Raw genomic sequence first — 21,622 nt, 5'->3', positions numbered from 1 at the left:
GTTCGCCAACGGTATCACCTATGCTGCAGACCAAGGCGCTAAAGTCATCAGCTTGAGCTTGGGCGGCACCGTTGGTAACTCCGGTCTGCAACAAGCTGTCGACTACGCTTGGAGCAAAGGTTCCGTTGTCGTGGCCGCGGCTGGTAACGCCGGCAACACCGCTCCTAACTATCCCGCTTACTATTCCAACGCCATCGCGGTAGCTTCCACTGACCAAAATGACAACAAATCCTCCTTCTCCACTTACGGTTCCTGGGTAGATGTAGCTGCTCCTGGTTCCAGCATCTATTCCACCTACCCGACCAGCACCTACGCTTCCTTGAGCGGTACCTCCATGGCTACTCCTCACGTAGCTGGTGTGGCTGGACTCCTGGCTTCCCAAGGCCGTAGCGCTTCCAATATCCGCGCCGCCATTGAAAACACCGCCGACAAAATCAGCGGCACTGGCACCTACTGGGCCAAAGGACGTGTCAACGCTTACAAAGCTGTTCAATACTGAACTACCAACCGCTGACCATACCCAACTGGGTGTGGTCAGCTTTCCGCATGCATCCAGCTTTCCTTCTGGGATTTCGGCACGATGATCAATCTGAAACCATCCCGCACCGGCCCTATGAAGTGAGGATACAGGAGCCTCACGCTTTTCCCGACCTTTTGTCAAGAGGTGACCATCTTGAGAAAATGCGCAATGATTATTTTCATCATCCTGTTGGCTCTGGCATGGCCGGTTTCCTCCACCGCGCAAGCCGCTTCTCCGCCCTACGCACCCGGCCAATTGATAGTCAAATTCAAACCCAACTTGACCATGAAAGCAAAGGCAAACTTCCATCAACAACACGGGGCTGTCGTGCTGGAGAAAAACGCCCAGTTAGGGTTTGAAGTCATCCAATTTCAAGGCACATCGGTTCCCGACATGATGAAACGGTACCAACAATCGCCATATGTGGAATACGTAGAGCCCAATTACCTCGCACAAGCCCTGGCTGTTCCCAATGATCCCCTCTATCCGCAACAGTGGGGCTTGCAAAAGATCGGTGGCCCATTTGAGGGAACCGCAAACGCGGTGAAACTGGCAGTGATTGATACCGGCGTTCAATCCGACCACCCAGACCTCAGTGGAAAAGTCATACAGGGCTGGGACTTTGTCGATGATGACAGCATCTCGCAAGATGAAAACGGTCACGGCACCGCTGTCGCCGGAATCGCTGCAGCCAAAATCAATAACGCCATCGGCATTGCAGGAACGACCAACACGGCGCAAATCTTGGCCATTCGTGTACTGAACAACAGCGGAAGTGGCACGTTCGCCGATATCGCCAGTGGAATCACGTATGCCGCAGATCAAGGGGCACGGGTGATCAACCTCAGCTTGGGCGGGTCCACCAGTAGTTCCGTCTTAGAAAATGCGGTGAATTACGCTTGGAACAAAGGCGCTGTTCTCGTCGCCGCGGCAGGCAGTTCCGCCAACACGTCTCCCTCCTATCCGGCTTACTATCCCAATGTGATCGCCGTTGCCTGCACCGATCCAAACGATAACAAATGCTCTTTCTCCTCATACGGAAATTGGATTGACATCGGCGCACCTGGACTAAATATCATCACTACTTACCTTGGCAATACCTACAAAACGATGTCCGGCGTATCCCTCTCCACCGCGTTTGTCAGCGGAACTGCGGCCTACCTGGCAAGCCTTGGCAAGACAAACTCCCAGATCCGCTACACCATTGAAGAACAATGTCCGGCCCCCGTCGCAGGACAAACCTTTGGCCGGCTACGCATTCATTGCCCCTGAAAAAAGCCCGGCGATCACTCCATGATCGCCGGGCTTTCCCCATTTTAAGCGTTAATGATGAACCAAATCACTCCCACCAGAAAGAAAAGCAGGGCCACTGTGCCCAATATTGGCGGTAAATACTTCATATCGTCCCTCCGTCGCAACCAACCTCGTTTCTAACGCAACTCAACAACCGTTACTCCCGATCCACCTTCACCGTGGGCTCCCAGACGGAATGTCTTCACTGCGCGGTGCCGACGCAAGAATTCTTGCACTCCTGTGCGCAAAGCGCCAGTACCTTTACCGTGGATCAAAGAGATTTGTTTGTAACCTGATAGAATTGCTTTGTCCAGATATTGATCAATCTCCATTAAGGCCTCTTCCACCAGTTTGCCCCGCAAATCCAATTCCGGTTTGACATCAGCCGTTGACCGTTTCACCGTCGCATGGCTTTTCGCTTTTGGTTTTTGTTTCGGTGCTGCTTGTTTCTCCAGTTGATCCCGATGCACTTTCATTTTCAATACACCGATCTGCACTTGGTACTCATTTTGACCCAGATCCTCTACGATGGTGCCCTTTTGGTTGACGGTCAAAACGAGCACTTCGTCCCCCACTTGGATCTGTTGCGGTTTTGGCGGACGGGCAGCCTTTTTCTTAGGCAACGCCGCTTCGGGAATAGAAGCGTCCAATCGTTTTTTTAGCTCAATCAATTCGTGTTCCTTGATATCCTGCGGACGCAACTTCGCCCACTCTCGCAGTTCTTTTAACACGTCTTCCGCTTCCGTTTTCGCCTTGGCCACAGCCTCAATCGCTTCTTGGCGAGCTCTTTCCTTGAGCCGTGCTTTTTCTTCTTCCCATTGATCCATCTGTTGCCGTAATTCTTCATACAATGCTTCCGCTTCATTTCGCAACGCTTCCGCTTGTTTGCGCTCTTCCTCAGCCCATTTGCGCTCATTTGTCAAGCTGGTGATCATTTCTTCCAGCTTGTTCTCCTCACTGGAAATGTGCCGTTTCGCCAAGTCAATAATCGGTGCCGGCAATCCGAGTCGGGTTGATATAGCAAAGGCATTGCTGCGCCCCGGCACGCCGATCAAAAGGCGATAGGTGGGTCGTAAGGTTTCCACATCAAATTCCACACTGGCATTGATCGCTTGCGGATGCGTGTGAGCAAACAGCTTCAATTCACTGTAGTGAGTGGTCGCCACTACCATGGAACCGCGCTCAATCACATGTTCCAAAATAGCCATGGCTAAGGCTGCCCCTTCGGTTGGGTCAGTCCCCGCCCCCAGTTCGTCGAACAAAACCAGACTCGACTCATCTATTTTCTGCAAAATGCCAATGATATTGGTCAGATGGCCGGAAAATGTACTCAAGCTTTGTTCGATGCTCTGCTCGTCCCCGATGTCGGCAAACACGCCGCTGAATATCGGCATCACGCTTTCTTCCTGAGCGGGGATCGGCAGGCCCGATTGCGTCATCAATGCCAGCAAACCGACAGTTTTGAGAGTGACCGTTTTCCCGCCGGTGTTCGGCCCCGTAATAATGATGGCTTGATAATGTTTTCCCATCTCCACATGGATTGGCACCACTTCTTCGCTGGGAATGAGCGGATGCCGCGCTTGTTTCAACACCAGCACCCGATCTTCGGCAATCTTTGGGCACACCCCTTTAACAAGGTAACCATAACGGGAGCGGGCCACGATAAAGTCAAGCACTCCCAGCCGTTCGATATTCTGGCTCAGCTCTTCCGCCACTTCTGCGACTTTGGATGTAAGCAGGCTCAGAATTCGCTCTACTTCCTTCTGCTCGGCCATCTCCAACTCGCGCAATCGGTTTCCCAATTGCACAACGGCTTCCGGTTCAATGAACAAAGTGGCTCCCGAAGAGGACTGATCATGCACAATGCCGCCAAACTGTCCCCGGTACTCCTGTTTGACGGGAATCACATAGCGGTCGAACCGTTGCGTGATCAACGGCTCTTGCATCATTTTGGTGTAATGGGAACTGCGCAACATCTGATTCAGTGTTTGCTGGATTTGTTGTCGAACACCGTCCATTTGCTGTCGAATGCGACGCAACTCTGGGCTGGCTTGATCTTTGACTACCGCATGTTCATCAATACAAGCCAAGATCTCCGCTTCCAGCTGGTCTAGACTTTCTATTTGTTCAGTCAGTTCACGCAACCGCGGCAAAGGCGCCGTCTCCACTTCAAGTTGGCGCAAGTGGGACTTCACCTTGCGACCGCCTGATATGGTCGTGGCGATATCCAAGCACTCCGCTTCATTCAACATGCCGCCCACCTTGGCTCGGCGAATGGAGGCGCGAATGTCGCGAATGCCGCCAAAGGGGACATCTCCTTTGAGGCGCAACAGATCCATCCCTTCCCGCGTTTCAGCGAGCCACTGCTCCACCATGTCGCGGTCAGCGGACGGCGCCAATTGATCTATTTTTTCTTTTCCTAAAAACGTCGCCGCTTGTTCTTTGACGATTTCTTTCACTCGATGAAACTCCAATGATTTCAGCGTCCACTGTTCCACGCCGACAACTCCTCTATCGATAAAATCCTCTACCATTATAACATGTTCAAACAAAAGGAAACATCGAGCCCCGGAAAGGCTCGATGCCTGACTTTATCGACAGAAAATGTGTTTGCCGATGGTCTTGATTTGAGGGCGGCTCCAAATCCATTTGGAAGTCGCGCGAGCCGGATTGAAATAATACAACGCACCTCCTGATGGATCCCATCCATTCACCGCATCCATCACCGCTTTTTTGGCCGTCTCATCGGGCTCCATCCAAATCTGGCCATCAGCAACCGCTTCAAATGCCAATGGTTGGAAGATAATTCCAGATACGGTATCAGGAAACTTGTCGCTCTCAATCCGATTAAGAATCACCGACGCGATGGCCACTTGACCCACATACGGTTCGCCACGCCCTTCGGCATAAACGGCCTGCGCCAACAATTTTAAATCGTTTTGGCTAAAGCCGTTAGAAGAACGCGGAAGCTTGGTTCCAGTAGTTGGTGCCGCTTTTTTGGCGATTTGTTTTTTGGGTTCCGTCATGGACGGGGTCCAATGCTTCGTCGCTTTCCATAACATCAGTTTCGTTTTGGGTCCGACCGACCCGTCCACTTTTAAACCAAAGCGGTACTGAAACAACCGCACAGCCAAATAGGTGCGATGGGTGAACACGCCGTCAATCGGACCCGTGTAAAATCCCAACAACTTCAAACGGCCTTGCAATTCATTGACATCTTTACCCTTAGCTCCCGGCTTTAGCACACCCGGTCCGAAAGCGGGCACCGCAGTTTCGTCTGGCGGTGCAGCCATCGCGGACAATGAAGTCGCCCCGCTAGACAACATGAGCGCCATCGCTAGCACGCTGAGAAGAATTCGATATATGGTTCGGCGTTTCATAAGCAAACAACAACCCTTTCCCAGGTTGGTATTTTTCGTTATTATGCCGAACCAGGCGCCGATTCATTCCTGTGGTGGAAAATTCACTTAGCCAGCTTTTTTTCAACTCCGCCAACTATAAGCACCTACACCCAAGCCATCAGCAATGATATACCTACGTTCAATCTTTAATAAAGTTAATCTTTTCTTTTTTACAAAAACTTTTTTCTTCCATATCCTCTTTCATGTTCATAAACATACGATACATATACTCTCCCTGCCTACGATCTACACTAGCCAAAAGAAGTGACCACGGAGACTCAGCATAGATATTGTCGTGATCGTCTCTCTGCTTTACCAAAGGCATACTGTAAAAAACATAATTCTTATCGTTCAGTTCTACATCCCATATCCATTTCAACTGCTTCACATAAACTTGCCCAACATATCGAAGCATACCATCAAGTACTGCTGCCTTTTCATTTTTCACTAAAGTTTGGGGAGATGAATGCCGATCTAAAATCCATTTTTCCAGTCTAAGTAGTGATTCTGGAGAATAGTCCAATTTTAAGTGACGAAACTCATCAATAAAGTTTTCAACTGCATCCGATTGAAAAAAAAGCCATTCCTCAAATTCATCTCTTGAAGAAAAAAACTCCTGTCTTGACATAATCAACACCTACTTTTCTTGAATTTTCAAATTTGATTTTTATGCCGCTTTTAATAAGCTCCTGTTTTAGAGGCTCACTAGCAGCGGCATCTTCAAATACCCAGGTTATATCCCATCCTCTTCTTACGAGACCGGAGGAAGATGTTACAATCGAAATCATTTACAGATAAAAAGGGGACAGTCGCTTTGACTGTCCTCTTATTTTTAAATATGTTTTGTCCAACAATTAATTTAATAGGTCTCGATATGCTTCAGCGATGATTAGTGGATTTGGCTCTCCGACGCTGATTAACGTGATTTTTGGTTTGGTCTTTTTCAAATATATCCCCTCGATAACGCTCCATGAAGGTAAATCACGGGCACTTCCCTATCTGTCAGGGTTTTGACCCAATTTCGAGCAAGCGTTTTCCCTTCCAGTACAATCAATCTCCCTTTTTTCATTCAAGAGACCTCCGACTAAACCCAAGGAGGAAGTTTCCTCCCAGGGCCTAGCTTTGTTCAAACAAGAAGTTTCTCATTTCACTGATTTTCTTTTCAATATAATGCTTTGTTTGCCGATCCGTTTTCTCGAACATTTCCCAATCAATTCTCTTCATCACCTTATCTATTGACCAAATACCAATCGCTTTTCCGTTAGAAAAGATGCTTGCGCGGACTTCACCAATTGTATTGAAGAGACGATTGTAATGTTGCATATCTACATAAAGGAACCGGCTTTCATAAAAACCTTTTAAACTCGGGTCTTCATAAGCCATTAGCGAAATCCAACGATCATTCTCATCCCGTATCTTACATAAATGCTCATAATTGGATTTGGTCATATAGAAGGTTTTATCACTTGATTGGATGGTCACGTTAACCAATTTCTCGGCATAATGCTCAATTGCTTCCCGAATTACCGTTCTCCCAAGACCCGACCACCAAGCAATATCAACCTCTGTGACGGGACCGAACGTATCAATATGATGAAAAACAAGCCTTCTTCGTGCTTCCTCTATAGAAAGATCATTAAGGCGATGCTTGGGATAGAGTGTTGGAGCATGCCCATATAAGCGTTGCTCTTTTCCCCAATGGGGTGACTCATTAATATAGCAAAGCTCTCCACTCTCCCATAACTCTTTAATTGCAATAGAGATGGCCTGAGAGTATTCATCAGTCAATGACCCAAGTTTAAACTTACTTAATGATTGGATATCATTTGCAGATAAGGGATTTTCTTTAACAAGCTCGACAATAATTGATTTGATTTCTTCCTTTTTCCTGTCATCGATTTGAATCTTTTTATACTTTGTATTACAGTCAGCAATCCGAAAAGAAAGTGTCGCACGATGGGCTATTGGTGAGAATAAAGGTGATAAGATGTGCAAGGTTCGTCTCATACATCGCAGCTTGATAAGATCTCCATCTTTGTAAAGAGGCTCCCATAGCATATTAGAGTTAAAATTATTTACACGCACTGCAAGGGAGACAAAAGGGGTTGGCAATCTCGCTGCATGAAGCCCAAGCAAATCATTAGCTACATCAATCACGCTGTTGCTTTGATACCCTGGAACTACATGATGTTTTTTAAGTAGTTCATCACTTGGTTAGGAGCAAATTGGTCGTTTGTCTTTTCAATTAGACTTGTCATTGCTATACACCGCCAATTAGGGCGTGTCTGGTGAATCCATCATGTTTTCCTGTTAGAATGTTCATAACAACAAAAGCAAGGAGACATCATGATGAGACGGCGTTATGAGATTACAGATGAGGCTTGGGAAAAGATCGAGCCTTTATTGCCTTCGAATGGGAAACGAGGCGGACAGTGGAAAGACCACCGAACCATTTTGGACGGAATCCTATGGAAGTTTGGGACGGGAGCTCCCTGGCGGGATCTGCCTGCACGTTATGGTTCTTGGAAAACTTGCTACTATCGTTTTACACGTTGGCAAAAGGATGGGACGTGGGATCGCTTGCTTAAGCATGTTCAGACTTACTCCCACGCCGTTTCCGATGTCGATTGGGTTGTTTTCGTTGACAGCACGATTGTCCGAGCTCATCAGCACGCCGCAGGCGCGCCGAAAAAAGGGGAACCCTCGCTTCCAGAATGAGGCACTCGGACGAAGCCGCGGAGGTCTGACGACCAAAATCCATCTTGCTTGTGACGGAAAAGGTCGACCGCTTGCTTTTACAATTACTCCCGGTCAACAGCATGACTGTACCCAATTACAAGCATTACTCGATTCCATTTCCGTTCCCTGTTTGGGAAAAGGAAGGCCTCGCAAGAGGCCGGATCATCTGATTGCCGATCGCGGCTACAGTTATCCGTCTTGTCGTCGATTTCTTCAAAAACGTGGGATTTCCCATACCATCCCCGAACGCAGAGATCAGGCGGAGCGTCGGGCAAAAAAGCCGGGACGTCCTCTGACCTTCAACAAAGAACAATATTCACGCCGAAACGTGATTGAACGCTGTATTAACCGCCTGAAGCAATGGCGTGGCTTCGCCACTCGTTATGAAAAACGGGCGGTTTATTTTTGTGCTGCCATTACCTTGATTTCCTTGATCATGTGGCTCAATTAATCATTCACCAGACACGCCCTAAGTAATTTGCACCCGTTATCACAAGAAGGAATGTTTTATTTTGATCTTTCAGCAAACGATGGACAAAATAAGCCCCGTCTATTACAACATTTATTAAATGATCTTTAGGGTAAAAACGAAACGGGCGCTCCCACTTTGTTTTTTCCATCATGGATGGTTTAATCTCATCTCTAGTGCCAACCCATAAGTCCCGAAGCATTGGGGCATGCTCATTTTCTAAAGGCGACGACTGGTAACGCTTACTTAGGCATTCAACTAGAGTACGAGCGACAAACCCTTGTGATGGAAAGGGACATTCGACTTCTACTTGGATTAGATGATCTGACTCATAAATCATGAGCATTCTCTCCTTGAAAGATTCGACCCCTAGGTAGTGGACTCAACAAAACATGGGGTCGAATCTTTACTTGACCTATTTACTTACCTTCGCCATCATCTTCGTTCCAACCATACCACATGACAATCGGCTTCTTTGGAGACATCAACTTAATTGATGTCTTTTTGAGTTGTCTTAGCTTCTTCTTGTTATCCGATTTTTCAATCGGTTGAGCAATCGCAGCACTCATATTCTCACCTCCCCTACAGGAAAATCAAGGGATCTTGATCATTATTGAGTTATGAAAGGAGAATCTAGGTTGTTGTAGAAGCCAAAACCATTACTTTTCATGGACTCTCACCTCCTTACGCTATATGTTTTTATGTCATGCCCTATCCACGGAGGGAAATCAGGCTGGACACCAATTTCACTAAGTCTTTCATGAGTTTCTTTTGGTGTGAGATAGTGAGTATACCTTCTGGGTCACAGTAGACTTCATTTAAAGTCCAATACACATCTTTTATTCCTGCAGGTCGTGAATCTGGTCCGCTGCCACCTATTCTGTATGATCTTAGATTGGAATAAAATAAAGAATAAGCTCTACGGAGACTCATATTATTGGTAAATGTTATTGACTCGCCTTTTGATGGGCCATTATCTTTAATCCAAAAAGTAAACCAATAAGCTCGCTTTAGTTGTTCCATGATCTTTCATTCCCTTAGTTGATTCTCAGCTGAAAGTTCGAGGATCAGCGGTCGGTAGATATTTTTTACTTCAAGCTTAATATCTGGAAATAGTCTATCGATCTCGTCACATATTTCTTGTACCTGCTGAGCAGTTAACCCCTTACTAGCTAAAACATGGGAAATCGCGAGCACTACTTCTGTCTTTTTTACCCATTCAGACATAAGCCCTCTCACTCCCCCGTTTCCAGTAGCTGAAAGCCAGTACCGCGAATACATATGGTTTGAGTACCATCGATTTGAGTACCTTTGAGAACAGTTCCTTTTGATCCAATAGAAAAAGTTAACCTTGTAGATTGAGTTGTATGAAAGGTAATTTTTTTCAGAGGCTGGAATTGAAATTTTACAAGTGGTTTGCTACTTTTTGCAAAATGTTCCACTTTTAGCCCTCCTCGCGATAAAGTTCGAATAGAAAATTTAGTCTGAATATATCATCCGTACAAATATTAAACGAATATCAAGTGCATAAAAGAAATTGTTGATGTTTTTCTTGACTTTATTATATAATCTGCATTAAGCGGATGTAAATTTTCTAATATATCGAATTATCGAAATGAAATATATTAGAATATATGACTAATTCACTCTAATATAAAGCACGATACATTTAATATTCAGAACAAGGAATGAAATAAATTCGAAAACAGGCTATTTCACTCCGCTTTCTCCTTGAAAAAAATTTTTTTGAGGTGAATATAATGAATATAATTGATCGTGCTGCTTTTGGAGAGCACATCAGAAGGATACGCAAACGGCAGAAGTTACAACAGAAAGATCTAGTTGACGATGTTCTGACTCAACCACTGTTGAGTTTAATCGAAACAGGGAAACCAGGTGTTAGCGAAGATAAAATGAGGTATGTACTTAAAAAGCTAAATTCATCTCGGGATCTATCAGACTTTTACATTATTGAAAATGATGAAGAAAATAAGGATACTGGTGAAGAAATAATTATCAAATTGAATATTGCTGAAAACTTAATCGACTTGTTAGATCCTGATGAAGGACTTGAGATGATAAGGAAGCTAGATCTTTCGGATGACAATCCGTTTATAGTTTATAGCAACTACCTAAAAGGGAAAGTATTTATGCACAAGAAGAACTGGAAAAAAGCGCACAAATATTTCTATGACACTATTTATAATATTCAGCATCAGTTTGAGGACCTAGCTTATTCAAACTTGCAAGCAGCTGCCTATCATGAGCTAGGGATTATAGCGTATTTACAGAATAATTATCGTGAAGCACTGGCTTGTTCCCAAAGAGCATCAATGTGTTTTTTGCCAGATGGAGAACGAGAATATTATCAAGAAATGATCTTAATCAGTAAAGCAATTTATTTGCAAAATCTGAATGATATTGATGGTGCACAATCAACCCTTGATGAAATGGAAAACATAATCTTTCCTAAAGAGAGAAATCATCGCAAATGCTTTAGTAAAGAAGCCGCACTAAATATGTATGATGTTCGCTCAAGTCTTTTTATGAAATCTAAAATGTACAAACAAGCTATCCAATACGCACTTAAAGGCATAGAGCTCGCTCGTATTGATAAAATGTACAACCGTTTATGTAAACTTTGGACCACTTTGGGTAAAATCCACGTACAAAAAAATAAGCTTGACTTAGCTCAGCTTTGTTTTGAAACAGCGTTAAAGTTCGAAAAGCTCATTGACAGTCAATCTCTGCTATCGTATATTTACAACCAGTTAGGCCTGTTGTACTCTAAAAGTAGAGAAAACAAAAAAGCAATAGACAATTCACTAAGGGCAGCAAAATTCGCCAAAAAAGCCAATAACGCATTTAGATATTGTGAAGCACTTATCATGTTAGGACAGCTTTATTTTAAGGAACATCAAAACGACGAGGCCATTCAAATTTTGAATGAAGCTCGGGAATTAAGTAAGCAACATTCATTCCAAGATTTAAAGAACCGAATTAATCTAATTTTGGGTAAACAACTAGTGAAATTAGGTGACCCCAATGCGAATAAGTTTATACGAGAGTTCTTTGATGACTATGCTGATACTCTGGAGGGAGGTGAAGAAAAGATGATCCGTAGATCTATCGGTGAACCGCCATCTGGCTAAGAAAAAATAAAAAAACTCAGAGAAAACACCTATTATTTTCCTGAGTTATAAGAGCTGATCCATTTTTTATTAGTCCTCATTACCTTTTTTAAAGGTTCTGAGGATTATTTATTTATCGTTTATCAAACAACCATCATTATTATATCCTATATTTAAAATAAGTGTAAACTCCAGTTTTTTACGATCCAAGAAAAATTAAAACCAAAGCAATTTCCTCGTTTGGGCGCAATTTAGTCGGAGTCTTTTTGAACATTCTCTTTCATAATAACAGGCCGCCATTGAGTTAGCAAAAAAAAGTGATGATATTGTCCGTTATCATCACGCGCTGGTTGCTCTCGGTGACTACTAAAAAATGAACGATTCCAAAACTGCCATTATTCATTACGAAAAAGCGCTAAACAAGCGAAAAAAAGGTGGCTAGTGACATCCCTTTCGACTAGCACCAACCTAGCAAACCCTATATTCGCCTATATTTTACGCTGGTATGTCGCAGTATTTTTAACGCGCCTAACCGATAGTCAGTCGAACATTGAACCAACCGAAAAACCAATTCTATCGCATCGTTTACATTTACTTTTTTTCCCTGAACGAAAGTAAATATTATAATTCTGCTGCGCCTACTGGACTGAAAAGTCTCGTAATCATTATTCTAGTTTTAATTCGTTCTTGTTTAAGATAGTTCTTGTTAGTGCCAAGCTGAACGGTGTGGGTTAGACCTGACACAGACCAACTTGGCATGGTTTCTGATATTAAACATTAATTTTTAGCTAAGACGGTTCTTAATTGATCCAATGAATATGTATTAATCACATCTTTCTTTTCCAACCAACCCCGACGTGCTGTAGCAATTCCATAAATAATATAATCATAGCCCTCGGCCGAGTGTGCATCCGTGTTGATGGTAAATTTTAATCCATATTCTTCTTTGGCTTTCTTTAACAACTGGTCATTTAAATCCAGACGATGAGGATGAGCATTTAATTCCAAAATAGTACCCGTTTCCTGTGCAGCCTTAAATAATTGATCCACATTGACTTCATATGAATCCCGCCGCAATAACAGTCGTCCTGTCGGATGTGCAATGATATTTACATAAGGATTTTCCATCGCTTTGATTATTCGACGTGTCATGGTTTCTTCGTCTTGTTTAAATTGAGTATGTACAGATGCAATAACCAAATCCATTTGTTTCAGCAATTCATCTGGATAATCAAGTGTTCCGTCTGCTAAGATATCTACTTCAGCACCTTTAAGAATTGTGATCCCTAAACCTTCTTGGTTCAGTTGATCGATTTCAGCCCATTGTTCGTAGACCTCATCCACTGTCAAACCACTTGCTACCTTCAGCGACTGTGAATGATCTGTAATCGCAATATACTCATATCCTTTTGCTTTTGCGGCTAACGCCATGTCTTTGATCGAATGAGAACCATCACTATAGAGTGTATGTGCATGTAAATCTCCGCGATAGTCTCTTAACTGAATTAATGCAGGTAATGCTCCCAGTTCAGCTTTTTCTATTTCACCACGATCTTCACGCAACTCTGGTGGAATAAAAGGTAACTCCAACTGAGCAAAAAAATCAGCCTCATCTTTAAAAGTCATTGTTTGATCTGTATCAGGATCATAAATGCCATATTCACTTACTTTCCAGCCATATTGCTTCGCTCGTTGCCTGATGAGTATATTAAATTCTGTAGATCCTGTGAAATGACTTAAAGCACTACCGAATTGGTCTGAGGTAACTAGCCGTACGTCTACTCCCATCACCATACCATCTACGTCAACAACAATGCTTACTTTGGTTTCACCTTGCCCAACAATTTGTATTACTTCAGGTAAGTTAGCAATCTGCTCAGCCACTTCTACAGGATGATCTGTAGCTACAACAAAATCAATATCTTTGATTGTTTCCTTATATCGCCGTATACTTCCTGCTAATTCAATATTCTCAATTTCAGCGATTCCTTCCAATCGCTTTTTGATTGCAGAAGCAACAGCCATCGCCACATGAAGATGCGCTCGTTTGGGGCGATTTGAAAATTGTTCAATTGCTTCGAGTATCTTTTGTTCCTTTTTCGGTCCAAATCCAGCCAAGCTACGAATTTTTTCCTGTTTAGCCGCTTGTTTCAATTCCTCCATATTGGTAATATGTAATTTTTTATATAAGGTATAAATGGTTTTCGGACCTATTCCCGGCAGTGCGAGTAAGTCAGGAAGTTCGGGAGGCAACTGTTGTCTTAATTCATCTAGTTGTGCTAAACGTCCTGTTTCAATAATCTCCCGAATCACAGATGCAGTTCCTTTTCCTATTCCTGATAGTTTTTCCAATTCGTCACTCATCTCAACTACCGGTGTACGACTATTCTCCACTGTGCGTGCTGCTCTACGATAAGCTTGAACTTTAAAAGCGTTCTCACCGCTTAGTTCCATCAAATCAGCCAGCTGGTTTAATATTGCCACGATCTGTTTATTATTCATCTAATTCCCTCCTACCTTTCCTTATTCTAGACAAAATAATCACTAATAGCTCCACTTTGTGTACTTTTTTTCTATTATCAGAGTACCTCTATGCTTCCTCCGTTTTTCTCAGTTCTACACTTATTCTTTCGCAACCCACTTGGGATCAACAATATGGTACCTTTGTTTTCATCAGGATACGTTCGATAACCATGATACCACCATAATCCATTTTATAGTAAATCCACTGCAAATTCCTTGACATCAAACACATAACCTCTCCTGGTAGCTGAATGCAATTAGCCACTTTCCAGACGGCGTTCCGATTTCATTCAAATCGCTTCGGCATACGACCGCCCGTTCCCTTTTTGATTTATAATATAGGGGAATTCATCTAATGGAAAGGAACAATGCCATGGCACAAGCTCAAATCAACATAGAAGACCGCATCTTAGGAGGCTTGTGGGGTCTCTTGATCGGCGACGCACTCGGAGTTCCGTACGAATTTAAGCAACCACGCGAGCTACCCCCGGCTAGTCAGATCGACTTCCACCCGCCAGCCGGGTATCCCCGCACTTATCCAACCGTTCCGCCAGGCACCTGGTCAGATGACGGTGCGCAAGCCTTGGCTCTGCTCGATTCCTTGCTCACATGCGAACAATTGGATCTTGACGACTTTTCGTCACGGTTGATCGCTTGGGCTGAGCGTGGGGAATATGCAGTCGATCACCGCGTCTTTGATATCGGTGTGCAGACCAGTGAAGCATTGCGCGCCATTCAACACCACGGGGTACCCCCGACTCGAGCAGGATATCTCCGTCCTGAAGGAAAAGGCAATGGATCATTGATGCGCGTATTGCCACTCGCCCTGTGGCATCATGGCACAGATGAAGACTTGGTACAGGATGCACATCTACAATCCGTCGTCACGCATGGGCATGAGACCAACCAAGCTTGTTGTGCCCTGTATTGTTTGTGGGCACGGCGCCTTCTACAAGGCCTGGCATGGGATGAAGCTTACAGTGATGCTGTACGCACGTTGCGCGACCTATACCGAAACCTGCCGTCACATGAACAGGCCTTGGAATGGGAAATCCGCCCCGACAGCGAACCATTCAGTGACGGAAGCGGCTATGTTGTCGCAAGTCTGCACGCTGCCCGCTTAGCATTAAAGGAGAAAACATATCCCGATGTGGTGAAGGCGGCCATTCTCTTAGGACGGGATACCGACACCAATGCAGCGATCGCCGGCGGCCTGGCCGGATTGCGTGATGGCATCCAATCGATTCCTGTTAATTGGCGCTCCGAACTTCGCGGCCAAGAACGATTAAACCCGTTGATTAAAAAATTGTTAGAGCATCGTCATGCCTGAATCCAACTTCCGTCATTTGACTTTGACACCCTAGCTGAGAACGGCTGGGGTCTTTTTTTGTTTAAAAAAGCGCCCACTGCCGAAAAGACAAGAGGGGAAATTCACCCATTCCATGAAAGGGTAGAAAGCATTGGTAACAACATCTCGTTTCAGTCACGCTGTCATCGGGAAAAATATGCTCGGTCGTAATAATAAAATAAAGGATGTATTAAAGTGGAATCAGTGCACGAAAATCACAATCAACCAGATACCCCCGTCTGGCGCGCAATGTTTATCTTTCTGATCCCGTTGATCCTCAGTAATGCACTGCAATCAATCAACCAGTTTGTGAACAGCTTGATTGTAGGTCGTTGGCTTGGTGTGGAAGCCTTAGCCGCCATCTCGTCCTTCTTTCCACTATTTTTTCTACTTGTCTCATTCACCATCGGAATCGGTTCAGGCAGTTCGATTCTGATCGGTCAGGCACATGGCGCGAAAAACGAAGAGCGCTTAAAAGCCATCGTCGGCACTACGCTCACCTTTACTTTTTTTCTCGGCGTGGTGTCATCCGTAGTTGGCAGCTTGTTCACTTGGGAGATCATGCGCTTCATCGGCACACCCGAGAATATCATCGCCGTTAGCGTACATTATGCGCGCATCCTCTTTTGGTCTCTGCCGGTCATGTTTTTATATATCTCCTACACCACGTTTATCCGAGGGATCGGGGACTCCAAAACGCCATTTTACTCACTGATTGTCAGTACGTTGCTGAATGTGGCGCTGATGCCGTTTCTCATCTTCGGATGGTTGGGTTTGCCCCGTCTGGGCGTCTACGGCTCTGCTTACGTGTCTGTGATATCCACCGTACTGACGTTTATCATTACGCTGATCTACCTTAGCAAAACCAAACATCCGTTGCAATTTGATGCCTCTGTGCGCAAACACTTGCGGATGGATTGGGATTTATTGAAATTGCTCCTTCGCCTCGGGATTCCGTCCAGTATCCAAATGATCCTCATTTCACTGTCGGAAATCGCCGTCATCTCCTTTGTGAATCAGTTTGGCTCCAACGCCACTGCCGCCTATGGCGCAGTCAATCAAGTGGTAAGTTATGTATCGATGCCAGCCATCAGTTTGGGGATTGCCGTCTCTATCTTCGCAGCCCAATCAATTGGTTCTAAGCAATTGGATCGCCTGAAACAAGTCATTCGAGCCGGTGCGTTGCTCAACGTCGTCATGAGTGGCATATTAATCACCTTGGTCTATCTGCTCTCCAAAGAAATTTTATCCTTATTCCTGACCAACCAACAGACGCTAACCATCGCCCATGATCTGCTCATGATCACGCTGTGGAGTTATTTGATTTTCGGCCAGGCCATGATTATCAGTGCCACCATGCGCGCCAGTGGCACCGTCTTTTGGCCGACCGTGTTCAGTGTCACTTCTATCTGGTTAGTGGAAGTGCCTGTTGCTTATTTCCTATCCAATTTCACCAGTCTTGGCATCATCGGGATCTGGATCGGCTACCCTGCCGCATTCATCGTCAACTTGGGCTTGCAATACGCCTACTATCGTTGGTCTTGGAAGAAAAAGAGCATCACCAGTCTGATTCATTAATCAGTCCATGTAATGAACACAAAGAAAAAACACCTTGCCACAAAGGCAAGGTGTTTTACTTTACCGTTTCAACCAACTCGTCAGCTCTTCAGCCAACATCGGGGTCATTTGGATACAAGCCTGAGCAACAACCGATTCTTTCATCGCCGTTTGGCCAGTCTCCCATGGCAAGACCGTCAGCATGTGCACGATCACCACAATTATCACCATGAGTTTGGCCACCGCAAACAGCACGCCTCCGGAACGGTTCAAGGTGGACACCACAGGCAGTTTGGTCACTTGATTGATTAAGGTAACTACCAAAGACAACACAAGCCGAATGCCGATCATCAGGACAAAAAACGCCAAGACCGTATACAACAGTTTATCCACCTTCAGGAAAGTAAGCAAAGCGGTCTCGCCCGTCTTTGGCAAAGGCCACTTTTCGGCCAAGACAGGGGCCAAATCATCGGCAAACAGATACGCAAGCCAAATGCTTACCGCATAACAGACGAGCGAGGCGGCCTGCAGCACCAAACCCCGCCTGTAACCTTGTAACACAGCCCCGATCAAGAAGAGCAGTACGATCAGATCAAACCATCCCATATGATCCTCCTACGGTTCTTCATCTTCGATCAGGTGCATGATTTCATCATGTTCTTGTTTTAATTTCAAAAACTCGTCGGCAATGTTGACCGCGGACAACACGGCCAGTCGCGTCGTATCGAGCCGGGGGTTTTTGTCGGCGATTTGCCGCATCTTCTCATCCACATGGCTGGCTACTTGGCGCATGTGCCCCGGACTCGCTTTGCCGGTTAAATTGTATTGCTGACCGTATATCTCCACACTCAGTCTATTTTTCATCTTACGCCTCCTTCACAGAAGGTGAAGGCCTTTATGCCCAATGGATTCACAGGTCCAAAAAAGCCGCAATCCGTCAACGCAACTTGGCGCCAAACGTCTCTTCCAGATGGCAAATCACACGCTCATGCACTGCCGAAACTTCCTCATCAGTCAACGTGCGGTCCGCCGCGCGATAAGCTAATGAGAAGGCGACATTTTTCTTGCCGACTCCAATCTGTTCTCCGGCGAAAACATCAAACAACACCACAGACTCAACCAATTCTCCGCCAGCTTGCCAAATTCCTTCTTCCAACAATCCGACTGGAACGGCTTCATCGACAACGACGGCCAAATCACGCGTAACCGCTGGAACACGCGGAATCGGCTGATACACCAACGGCCCCTCGATTGCTGCGAACAATCTCTCCACATCTAGCTGGAATGCGACAGGGCGCGAGAGATCATGTTTTTTGGCCAGCTGCGGATGAAGTTCACCAAGCAGTCCAGCAACCTCGCCACCAATCAATATCTGGGCGGTACGTCCCGGATGGAAACCGTGGGGTGCAACAGCTTGATATTCCACATCAACCACACCCAAGCGAGCGAACAAAGCATCCAAAATCCCTTTGGCCTTGTAGAATTCACCGGCAGGCAACGGCTGCTCTTTCCAGATGCTGGCGGGTTGCTTCCCTGTCAATAACCCACCCAAGAACAACCGTTCTTCTGGCAACGTCTCGTCCGCCTGTCCAGGCAAGTACACATGAGCCAACTCAAAGATTTGCACGCGTTCGTTTCCATGGCGGTGGTTGTATGAAGCAGTTTCAATCAAGTGTGGAAGCAGGTTGCTACGTAATACAGCATGCTCCGCACTCATCGGCATGGCCAAGGATACATGGTTCTCCACCGCAAACAAAGAGGCCACCTCTTGTTCCAGCTCCGTTGAAGTCAAGCTGTACGTCAACACCTCATGCAATCCCAAATCCATCAATGTGTGGCGAATCACCCGACGCGCCTTCTGTTCCTCAGTCAAGCCCCCAGGCGGTTGCTGACCCCACGGAAGTGTCGTCGGGATTCGGTCATATCCGTACAACCGAGCCACTTCTTCTATCAGATCCACTTCAATCGTGATATCAGGACGCCGTGTCGGGATCTGCACAGCATATCCCTCATCGGTCACTTCGGTCGGGAACTGCAAACGACGGAAAATATTAAGTACTTCTTCCGGATCTATTTGCACTCCCAGCAGATTGACCAAACGTTCATGGCGCAGATTGATCACCATCTCCTCAACATCGCCCACTTTTTTCACGATCGCTTCAGAAGCTACCGCGCCACCGGCGATTTGGCAGAGCAACTGCACAGCCCGCGCCAGTGCTGGCAAAATCCCTTCCGGATCGACCCCCTTCTCAAAGCGAGCGCTCGCCTCGGAACGCAATCCCACTTTGCGGGAGGTTTGCCGAACCATTTGCGGATCGAAGAACGCCGATTCCAACAAGATGGTTACCGTTTCGTCGGTCACCTCGGAAGATTCTCCGCCCATGACTCCGGCCAAAGCCAGAGGCTGTTCACCGTCGGTGATGAGCAACATTTGATCGTCACACGTGCGGGTCACACCGTCCAATGTCACGATTTGTTCGCCGGACAGCGCGCGGCGGACAATAATTTGCCCTCCTTGTACGCGGTTGTAATCAAAGGCGTGCAACGGCTGGCCCGTCTCCAACATCACGTAGTTGGTAATATCCACAATATTGTTGATCGGACGAATACCCGCCGAAATCAAGCGGTTTTGCATCCATTGCGGGGATGGTCCAACTTTAATGTCATGTACCACTTGCGCCGCATAAAAAGGACAATCTTCTTCCGATTCAATGTACACGTTGATGGGTGCCTCGTATTGTAGCGGCATATCTTGTGTCATGGGCAAACGCAACTCACGGTCAAAAATAGCCGCCACTTCATAAGCAACTCCGATCATTCCCAAGCAGTCGGAACGATTCGGCGTCAATTGCAATTCGATCACCTGGTCATTCATGCCCAGGAATTCTTTGATATCGATGCCAATCGGCGCGTCGGGCTCCAACACCAAAATGCCTTCCGTTTGTTCTTTCATCAGCACTTTTTCCGGGAAGCCCAATTCTTGAGCGGAACAAATCATACCATTTGACTCCACCCCGCGCAGTTTGGCTTTTTTGATGTGCAAACCGCCCGGCAATTTGGCTCCGACCAAAGCGACGGGCACCCGTTGTCCGGCGGCCACGTTTTTCGCGCCACACACAATCTGCAACACTTGCCCTTTCCCTACGTTGACCAAGCAAACATTGAGCCGATCCGCTTCGGGATGGCGTTCCACTGACATTACTTCCCCGATGATGACACCAGACACGCCGGGATCGCGGGTGTAGATTACTTCCACTTCAATCCCCGTCCGATTCAGCTCTTCAGCGATATCTTCCGGAGAAATCCCTTCTAAATCCACATACTGAGACAACCATTCATAAGATACTAGCATTAGATGTCACTCCTCTCACTCAGAACGAAATTGGCGCAAGAAACGCAGATCATTATTGTAAAAATGACGAATGTCATCAATGTCGTATTTCAGCATGGCGATCCGCTCTACCCCGATGCCGAAGGCGAAACCAGAATAACGTTCCGGATTGTAACCAGCTTTCTCCAACACGCGCGGATGAACCATGCCCGCTCCCAAGATCTCTACCCAGCCTTTTTCCGGATGAAAGATGTCCACTTCCACACTCGGCTCAGTGAATGGGAAATAACTGGGGCGCAACCGCATTTCGGTTCCTTCGCCAAACATCTTTTCAATCAGAGCCAACAAGACACCGTTTAACTCACTCATCGACACACCGCGGTCAACTACCAAACCCTCAACTTGGGTGAATTGATGTGAGTGTGTCGCATCGTCATCATCGCGGCGGTACACCTTACCAGGACAGATGATTCTTACTGGCACATGCCCTTCTTTTTTCTCCAAGGTGCGCACTTGCACCGACGAAGTGTGTGTGCGAAGCAACGTCTCTGGCGTTATGTAAAACGAATCTTGCATGTCGCGTGCTGGATGGTCTTTGGGCAGGTTTAACGCTTCAAAGTTGTATTGATCCGTCTCCACTTCCGGCCCTTCGGCGATTTCAAATCCCATGCCGATGAAGACGTCTTCCAGCTGTTCAATCACCAGATTCAATGGATGAATCGAACCCAACTTAACAGGGGTTCCTGGCAACGTGACATCAATCGTTTCCGTGGCCAGCTGCTCATTGAGCGCCGCCTCTTCAAAGGCTGCTTCTTTCTCCGCGATCAACAGGTCGAGTTGTGCCCGAATCTCATTGGCCAATCCGCCAATCACCGGCCGCTCTTCCGGGGGCAAACTCCCCATGCCGCGCAATACACTTGTTAATTCGCCTTTTTTTCCCAGATACTTTACTTTTAGTTCCCTCAGTGCGTCCAAGCTCTCCGCATTAGCGATCGCAATGGCCGCTTCATCTTGCAAACTTGTTAAACGTTCGCGCATCATTGATACTCCCCTCTTTTTGATGGAAAATAAAAAAATCCCGCGTCCAAAGGGACGAGAGATTCGCGGTACCACCCTTTTTGAAAAGAAGGCAGTCTTCTCCTTCTTTTCCACTTACAGAGATAACGGTCAAACCGGTTCCCCCTACTCGCGTTCACGTCCGTTCAGGGGACAGCTCCAGAGCGAACTTCAGCAGCCAGTTCCTTAGGAACACTTCCAGTCATGGTGTCCCCTCCCTGAAAGGATGCACTGCTTACTCTTCTCTGTCATCG

19 protein-coding genes, 1 pseudogene and 1 other annotated feature (1 of these 21 running past the window's edge) are annotated in these 21,622 nt (G+C 46.1%); of the genes and pseudogenes, 6 read left to right on the top strand and 14 right to left on the bottom strand.

Features of this window, described 5'->3' with window-relative positions; all coding sequences use genetic code 11:
* The coding region (locus EDC32_RS02715; RefSeq protein WP_158283202.1) for a S8 family serine peptidase at nt 1–499 on the top strand (499 nt) is incomplete at its 5' end.
* Nucleotides 500–673: 174 nt separating this feature from the next.
* Nucleotides 674–1,792: a S8 family peptidase gene (locus EDC32_RS02710; protein ID WP_132219909.1), complete on the top strand. Its 1,119-nt coding sequence runs from the start codon at nt 674–676 to the stop codon at nt 1,790–1,792.
* Nucleotides 1,793–1,950: 158 nt separating this feature from the next.
* Here EDC32_RS02710 and EDC32_RS02705 read toward each other — a convergent pair whose 3' ends face one another.
* From EDC32_RS02705 to EDC32_RS02690, 5 genes are all read right to left on the bottom strand, one after another.
* Entirely contained in the window at nt 1,951–4,311 is a 2,361-nt protein-coding gene (locus EDC32_RS02705; RefSeq protein WP_132219908.1) for an endonuclease MutS2, read from the bottom strand.
* A 93-nt stretch (nt 4,312–4,404) separates the two neighbouring features.
* Nucleotides 4,405–5,193: a spore cortex-lytic enzyme gene (sleB, locus tag EDC32_RS02700; protein ID WP_132219907.1), complete on the bottom strand. Its 789-nt coding sequence runs from the start codon at nt 5,191–5,193 to the stop codon at nt 4,405–4,407.
* A 160-nt stretch (nt 5,194–5,353) separates the two neighbouring features.
* Nucleotides 5,354–5,842 carry a hypothetical protein gene (locus tag EDC32_RS02695; protein WP_132219906.1) on the bottom strand — a complete coding sequence of 163 codons (489 nt, stop codon included), beginning with the start codon at nt 5,840–5,842 and terminating at the stop codon, nt 5,354–5,356.
* Nucleotides 5,843–6,157: 315 nt separating this feature from the next.
* The gene (locus tag EDC32_RS16695; protein WP_281275206.1) at nt 6,158–6,283 is read right to left on the bottom strand and encodes a hypothetical protein; all 126 of its coding nucleotides are present in this window, start codon (nt 6,281–6,283) and stop codon (nt 6,158–6,160) included.
* A gap of 47 nt (nt 6,284–6,330) precedes the next feature.
* Nucleotides 6,331–7,371 (bottom strand): DNA glycosylase AlkZ-like family protein, encoded by a 1,041-nt coding sequence (locus EDC32_RS02690; RefSeq protein ID WP_132219905.1) that lies wholly within the window; start codon nt 7,369–7,371, stop codon nt 6,331–6,333.
* 192 nt (nt 7,372–7,563) lie between these two features.
* Here EDC32_RS02690 and EDC32_RS02685 point away from each other — a divergent pair.
* Nucleotides 7,564–8,404 (top strand): annotated as a pseudogene (locus EDC32_RS02685) (IS5 family transposase).
* Nucleotides 8,405–8,408: 4 nt separating this feature from the next.
* Here EDC32_RS02685 and EDC32_RS02680 read toward each other — a convergent pair.
* The 4 genes from EDC32_RS02680 to EDC32_RS02670 all read right to left on the bottom strand — a co-directional run bounded on the left by EDC32_RS02680 (nt 8,409) and on the right by EDC32_RS02670 (nt 9,864).
* The gene (locus EDC32_RS02680) at nt 8,409–8,762 is read right to left on the bottom strand and encodes a hypothetical protein (protein ID WP_132219904.1); all 354 of its coding nucleotides are present in this window, start codon (nt 8,760–8,762) and stop codon (nt 8,409–8,411) included.
* 79 nt (nt 8,763–8,841) lie between these two features.
* Nucleotides 8,842–8,991 (bottom strand): hypothetical protein, encoded by a 150-nt coding sequence (locus tag EDC32_RS16215; RefSeq protein ID WP_158283201.1) that lies wholly within the window; start codon nt 8,989–8,991, stop codon nt 8,842–8,844.
* A gap of 460 nt (nt 8,992–9,451) precedes the next feature.
* On the bottom strand, nt 9,452–9,649 hold the full coding sequence (locus tag EDC32_RS02675; protein WP_132219903.1) for a hypothetical protein: 198 nt from the start codon (nt 9,647–9,649) through the stop codon (nt 9,452–9,454).
* An 8-nt stretch (nt 9,650–9,657) separates the two neighbouring features.
* Complete coding sequence (locus tag EDC32_RS02670) at nt 9,658–9,864, bottom strand: hypothetical protein (protein ID WP_132219902.1); 207 nt, start codon at nt 9,862–9,864, stop codon at nt 9,658–9,660.
* Nucleotides 9,865–10,182: 318 nt separating this feature from the next.
* Between EDC32_RS02670 and EDC32_RS02665 the strand changes: the two genes are divergently transcribed.
* On the top strand, nt 10,183–11,574 hold the full coding sequence (locus EDC32_RS02665; protein WP_132219901.1) for a helix-turn-helix domain-containing protein: 1,392 nt from the start codon (nt 10,183–10,185) through the stop codon (nt 11,572–11,574).
* A 756-nt stretch (nt 11,575–12,330) separates the two neighbouring features.
* Here the strand turns inward: EDC32_RS02665 and polX are convergent.
* Nucleotides 12,331–14,055, bottom strand: coding sequence for a DNA polymerase/3'-5' exonuclease PolX (polX, locus tag EDC32_RS02660; RefSeq protein ID WP_132219900.1), 1,725 nt, complete (start codon nt 14,053–14,055; stop codon nt 12,331–12,333).
* Between the two features lie 376 nt (nt 14,056–14,431).
* Between polX and EDC32_RS02655 the strand changes: the two genes are divergently transcribed.
* Nucleotides 14,432–15,406, top strand: coding sequence for an ADP-ribosylglycohydrolase family protein (locus tag EDC32_RS02655; RefSeq protein WP_246026826.1), 975 nt, complete (start codon nt 14,432–14,434; stop codon nt 15,404–15,406).
* Between the two features lie 267 nt (nt 15,407–15,673).
* On the top strand, nt 15,674–17,002 hold the full coding sequence (locus tag EDC32_RS02650; RefSeq protein ID WP_132220907.1) for an MATE family efflux transporter: 1,329 nt from the start codon (nt 15,674–15,676) through the stop codon (nt 17,000–17,002).
* A gap of 60 nt (nt 17,003–17,062) precedes the next feature.
* Here EDC32_RS02650 and EDC32_RS02645 read toward each other — a convergent pair whose 3' ends face one another.
* From EDC32_RS02645 to pheS, 4 genes are all read right to left on the bottom strand, one after another.
* The gene (locus EDC32_RS02645; RefSeq protein ID WP_132219899.1) at nt 17,063–17,587 is read right to left on the bottom strand and encodes a CvpA family protein; all 525 of its coding nucleotides are present in this window, start codon (nt 17,585–17,587) and stop codon (nt 17,063–17,065) included.
* A gap of 9 nt (nt 17,588–17,596) precedes the next feature.
* Nucleotides 17,597–17,845, bottom strand: a complete 249-nt coding sequence (zapA, locus tag EDC32_RS02640; protein WP_022735876.1) for a cell division protein ZapA — start codon at nt 17,843–17,845, stop codon at nt 17,597–17,599.
* Between the two features lie 73 nt (nt 17,846–17,918).
* Nucleotides 17,919–20,333 carry a phenylalanine--tRNA ligase subunit beta gene (gene pheT, locus EDC32_RS02635; RefSeq protein WP_132219898.1) on the bottom strand — a complete coding sequence of 805 codons (2,415 nt, stop codon included), beginning with the start codon at nt 20,331–20,333 and terminating at the stop codon, nt 17,919–17,921.
* A 15-nt stretch (nt 20,334–20,348) separates the two neighbouring features.
* Complete coding sequence (gene pheS, locus EDC32_RS02630; RefSeq protein ID WP_132219897.1) at nt 20,349–21,350, bottom strand: phenylalanine--tRNA ligase subunit alpha; 1,002 nt, start codon at nt 21,348–21,350, stop codon at nt 20,349–20,351.
* A 47-nt stretch (nt 21,351–21,397) separates the two neighbouring features.
* Nucleotides 21,398–21,622: a binding site (T-box leader), on the bottom strand (it continues 7 nt past the right edge of the window).

Origin of the sequence: Laceyella sacchari (assembly GCF_004343255.1) — a bacterium.
Classification (GTDB): domain Bacteria; phylum Bacillota; class Bacilli; order Thermoactinomycetales; family Thermoactinomycetaceae; genus Laceyella; species Laceyella sacchari.
This window is presented reverse-complemented; position numbering and strand designations above follow the sequence as displayed.

Bases quoted from the DNA above. Each gene is read 5' to 3' on its own strand.
- sleB (WP_132219907.1), bottom strand. From the start codon at position 5,193: ATGAAACGCCGAACCATATATCGAATTCTTCTCAGCGTGCTAGCGATG.
- EDC32_RS02695 (WP_132219906.1), bottom strand. From the start codon at position 5,842: ATGTCAAGACAGGAGTTTTTTTCTTCAAGAGATGAATTTGAGGAATGG.
- EDC32_RS16695 (WP_281275206.1), bottom strand. From the start codon at position 6,283: ATGAAAAAAGGGAGATTGATTGTACTGGAAGGGAAAACGCTTGCTCGA.
- EDC32_RS02680 (WP_132219904.1), bottom strand. From the start codon at position 8,762: ATGATTTATGAGTCAGATCATCTAATCCAAGTAGAAGTCGAATGTCCC.
- EDC32_RS16215 (WP_158283201.1), bottom strand. From the start codon at position 8,991: ATGAGTGCTGCGATTGCTCAACCGATTGAAAAATCGGATAACAAGAAG.
- EDC32_RS02675 (WP_132219903.1), bottom strand. From the start codon at position 9,649: ATGTCTGAATGGGTAAAAAAGACAGAAGTAGTGCTCGCGATTTCCCAT.
- EDC32_RS02665 (WP_132219901.1), top strand. From the start codon at position 10,183: ATGAATATAATTGATCGTGCTGCTTTTGGAGAGCACATCAGAAGGATA.
- polX (WP_132219900.1), bottom strand. From the start codon at position 14,055: ATGAATAATAAACAGATCGTGGCAATATTAAACCAGCTGGCTGATTTG.
- EDC32_RS02655 (WP_246026826.1), top strand. From the start codon at position 14,432: ATGGAAAGGAACAATGCCATGGCACAAGCTCAAATCAACATAGAAGAC.
- EDC32_RS02650 (WP_132220907.1), top strand. From the start codon at position 15,674: ATGTTTATCTTTCTGATCCCGTTGATCCTCAGTAATGCACTGCAATCA.
- EDC32_RS02645 (WP_132219899.1), bottom strand. From the start codon at position 17,587: ATGGGATGGTTTGATCTGATCGTACTGCTCTTCTTGATCGGGGCTGTG.
- zapA (WP_022735876.1), bottom strand. From the start codon at position 17,845: ATGAAAAATAGACTGAGTGTGGAGATATACGGTCAGCAATACAATTTA.
- pheT (WP_132219898.1), bottom strand. From the start codon at position 20,333: ATGCTAGTATCTTATGAATGGTTGTCTCAGTATGTGGATTTAGAAGGG.
- pheS (WP_132219897.1), bottom strand. From the start codon at position 21,350: ATGCGCGAACGTTTAACAAGTTTGCAAGATGAAGCGGCCATTGCGATC.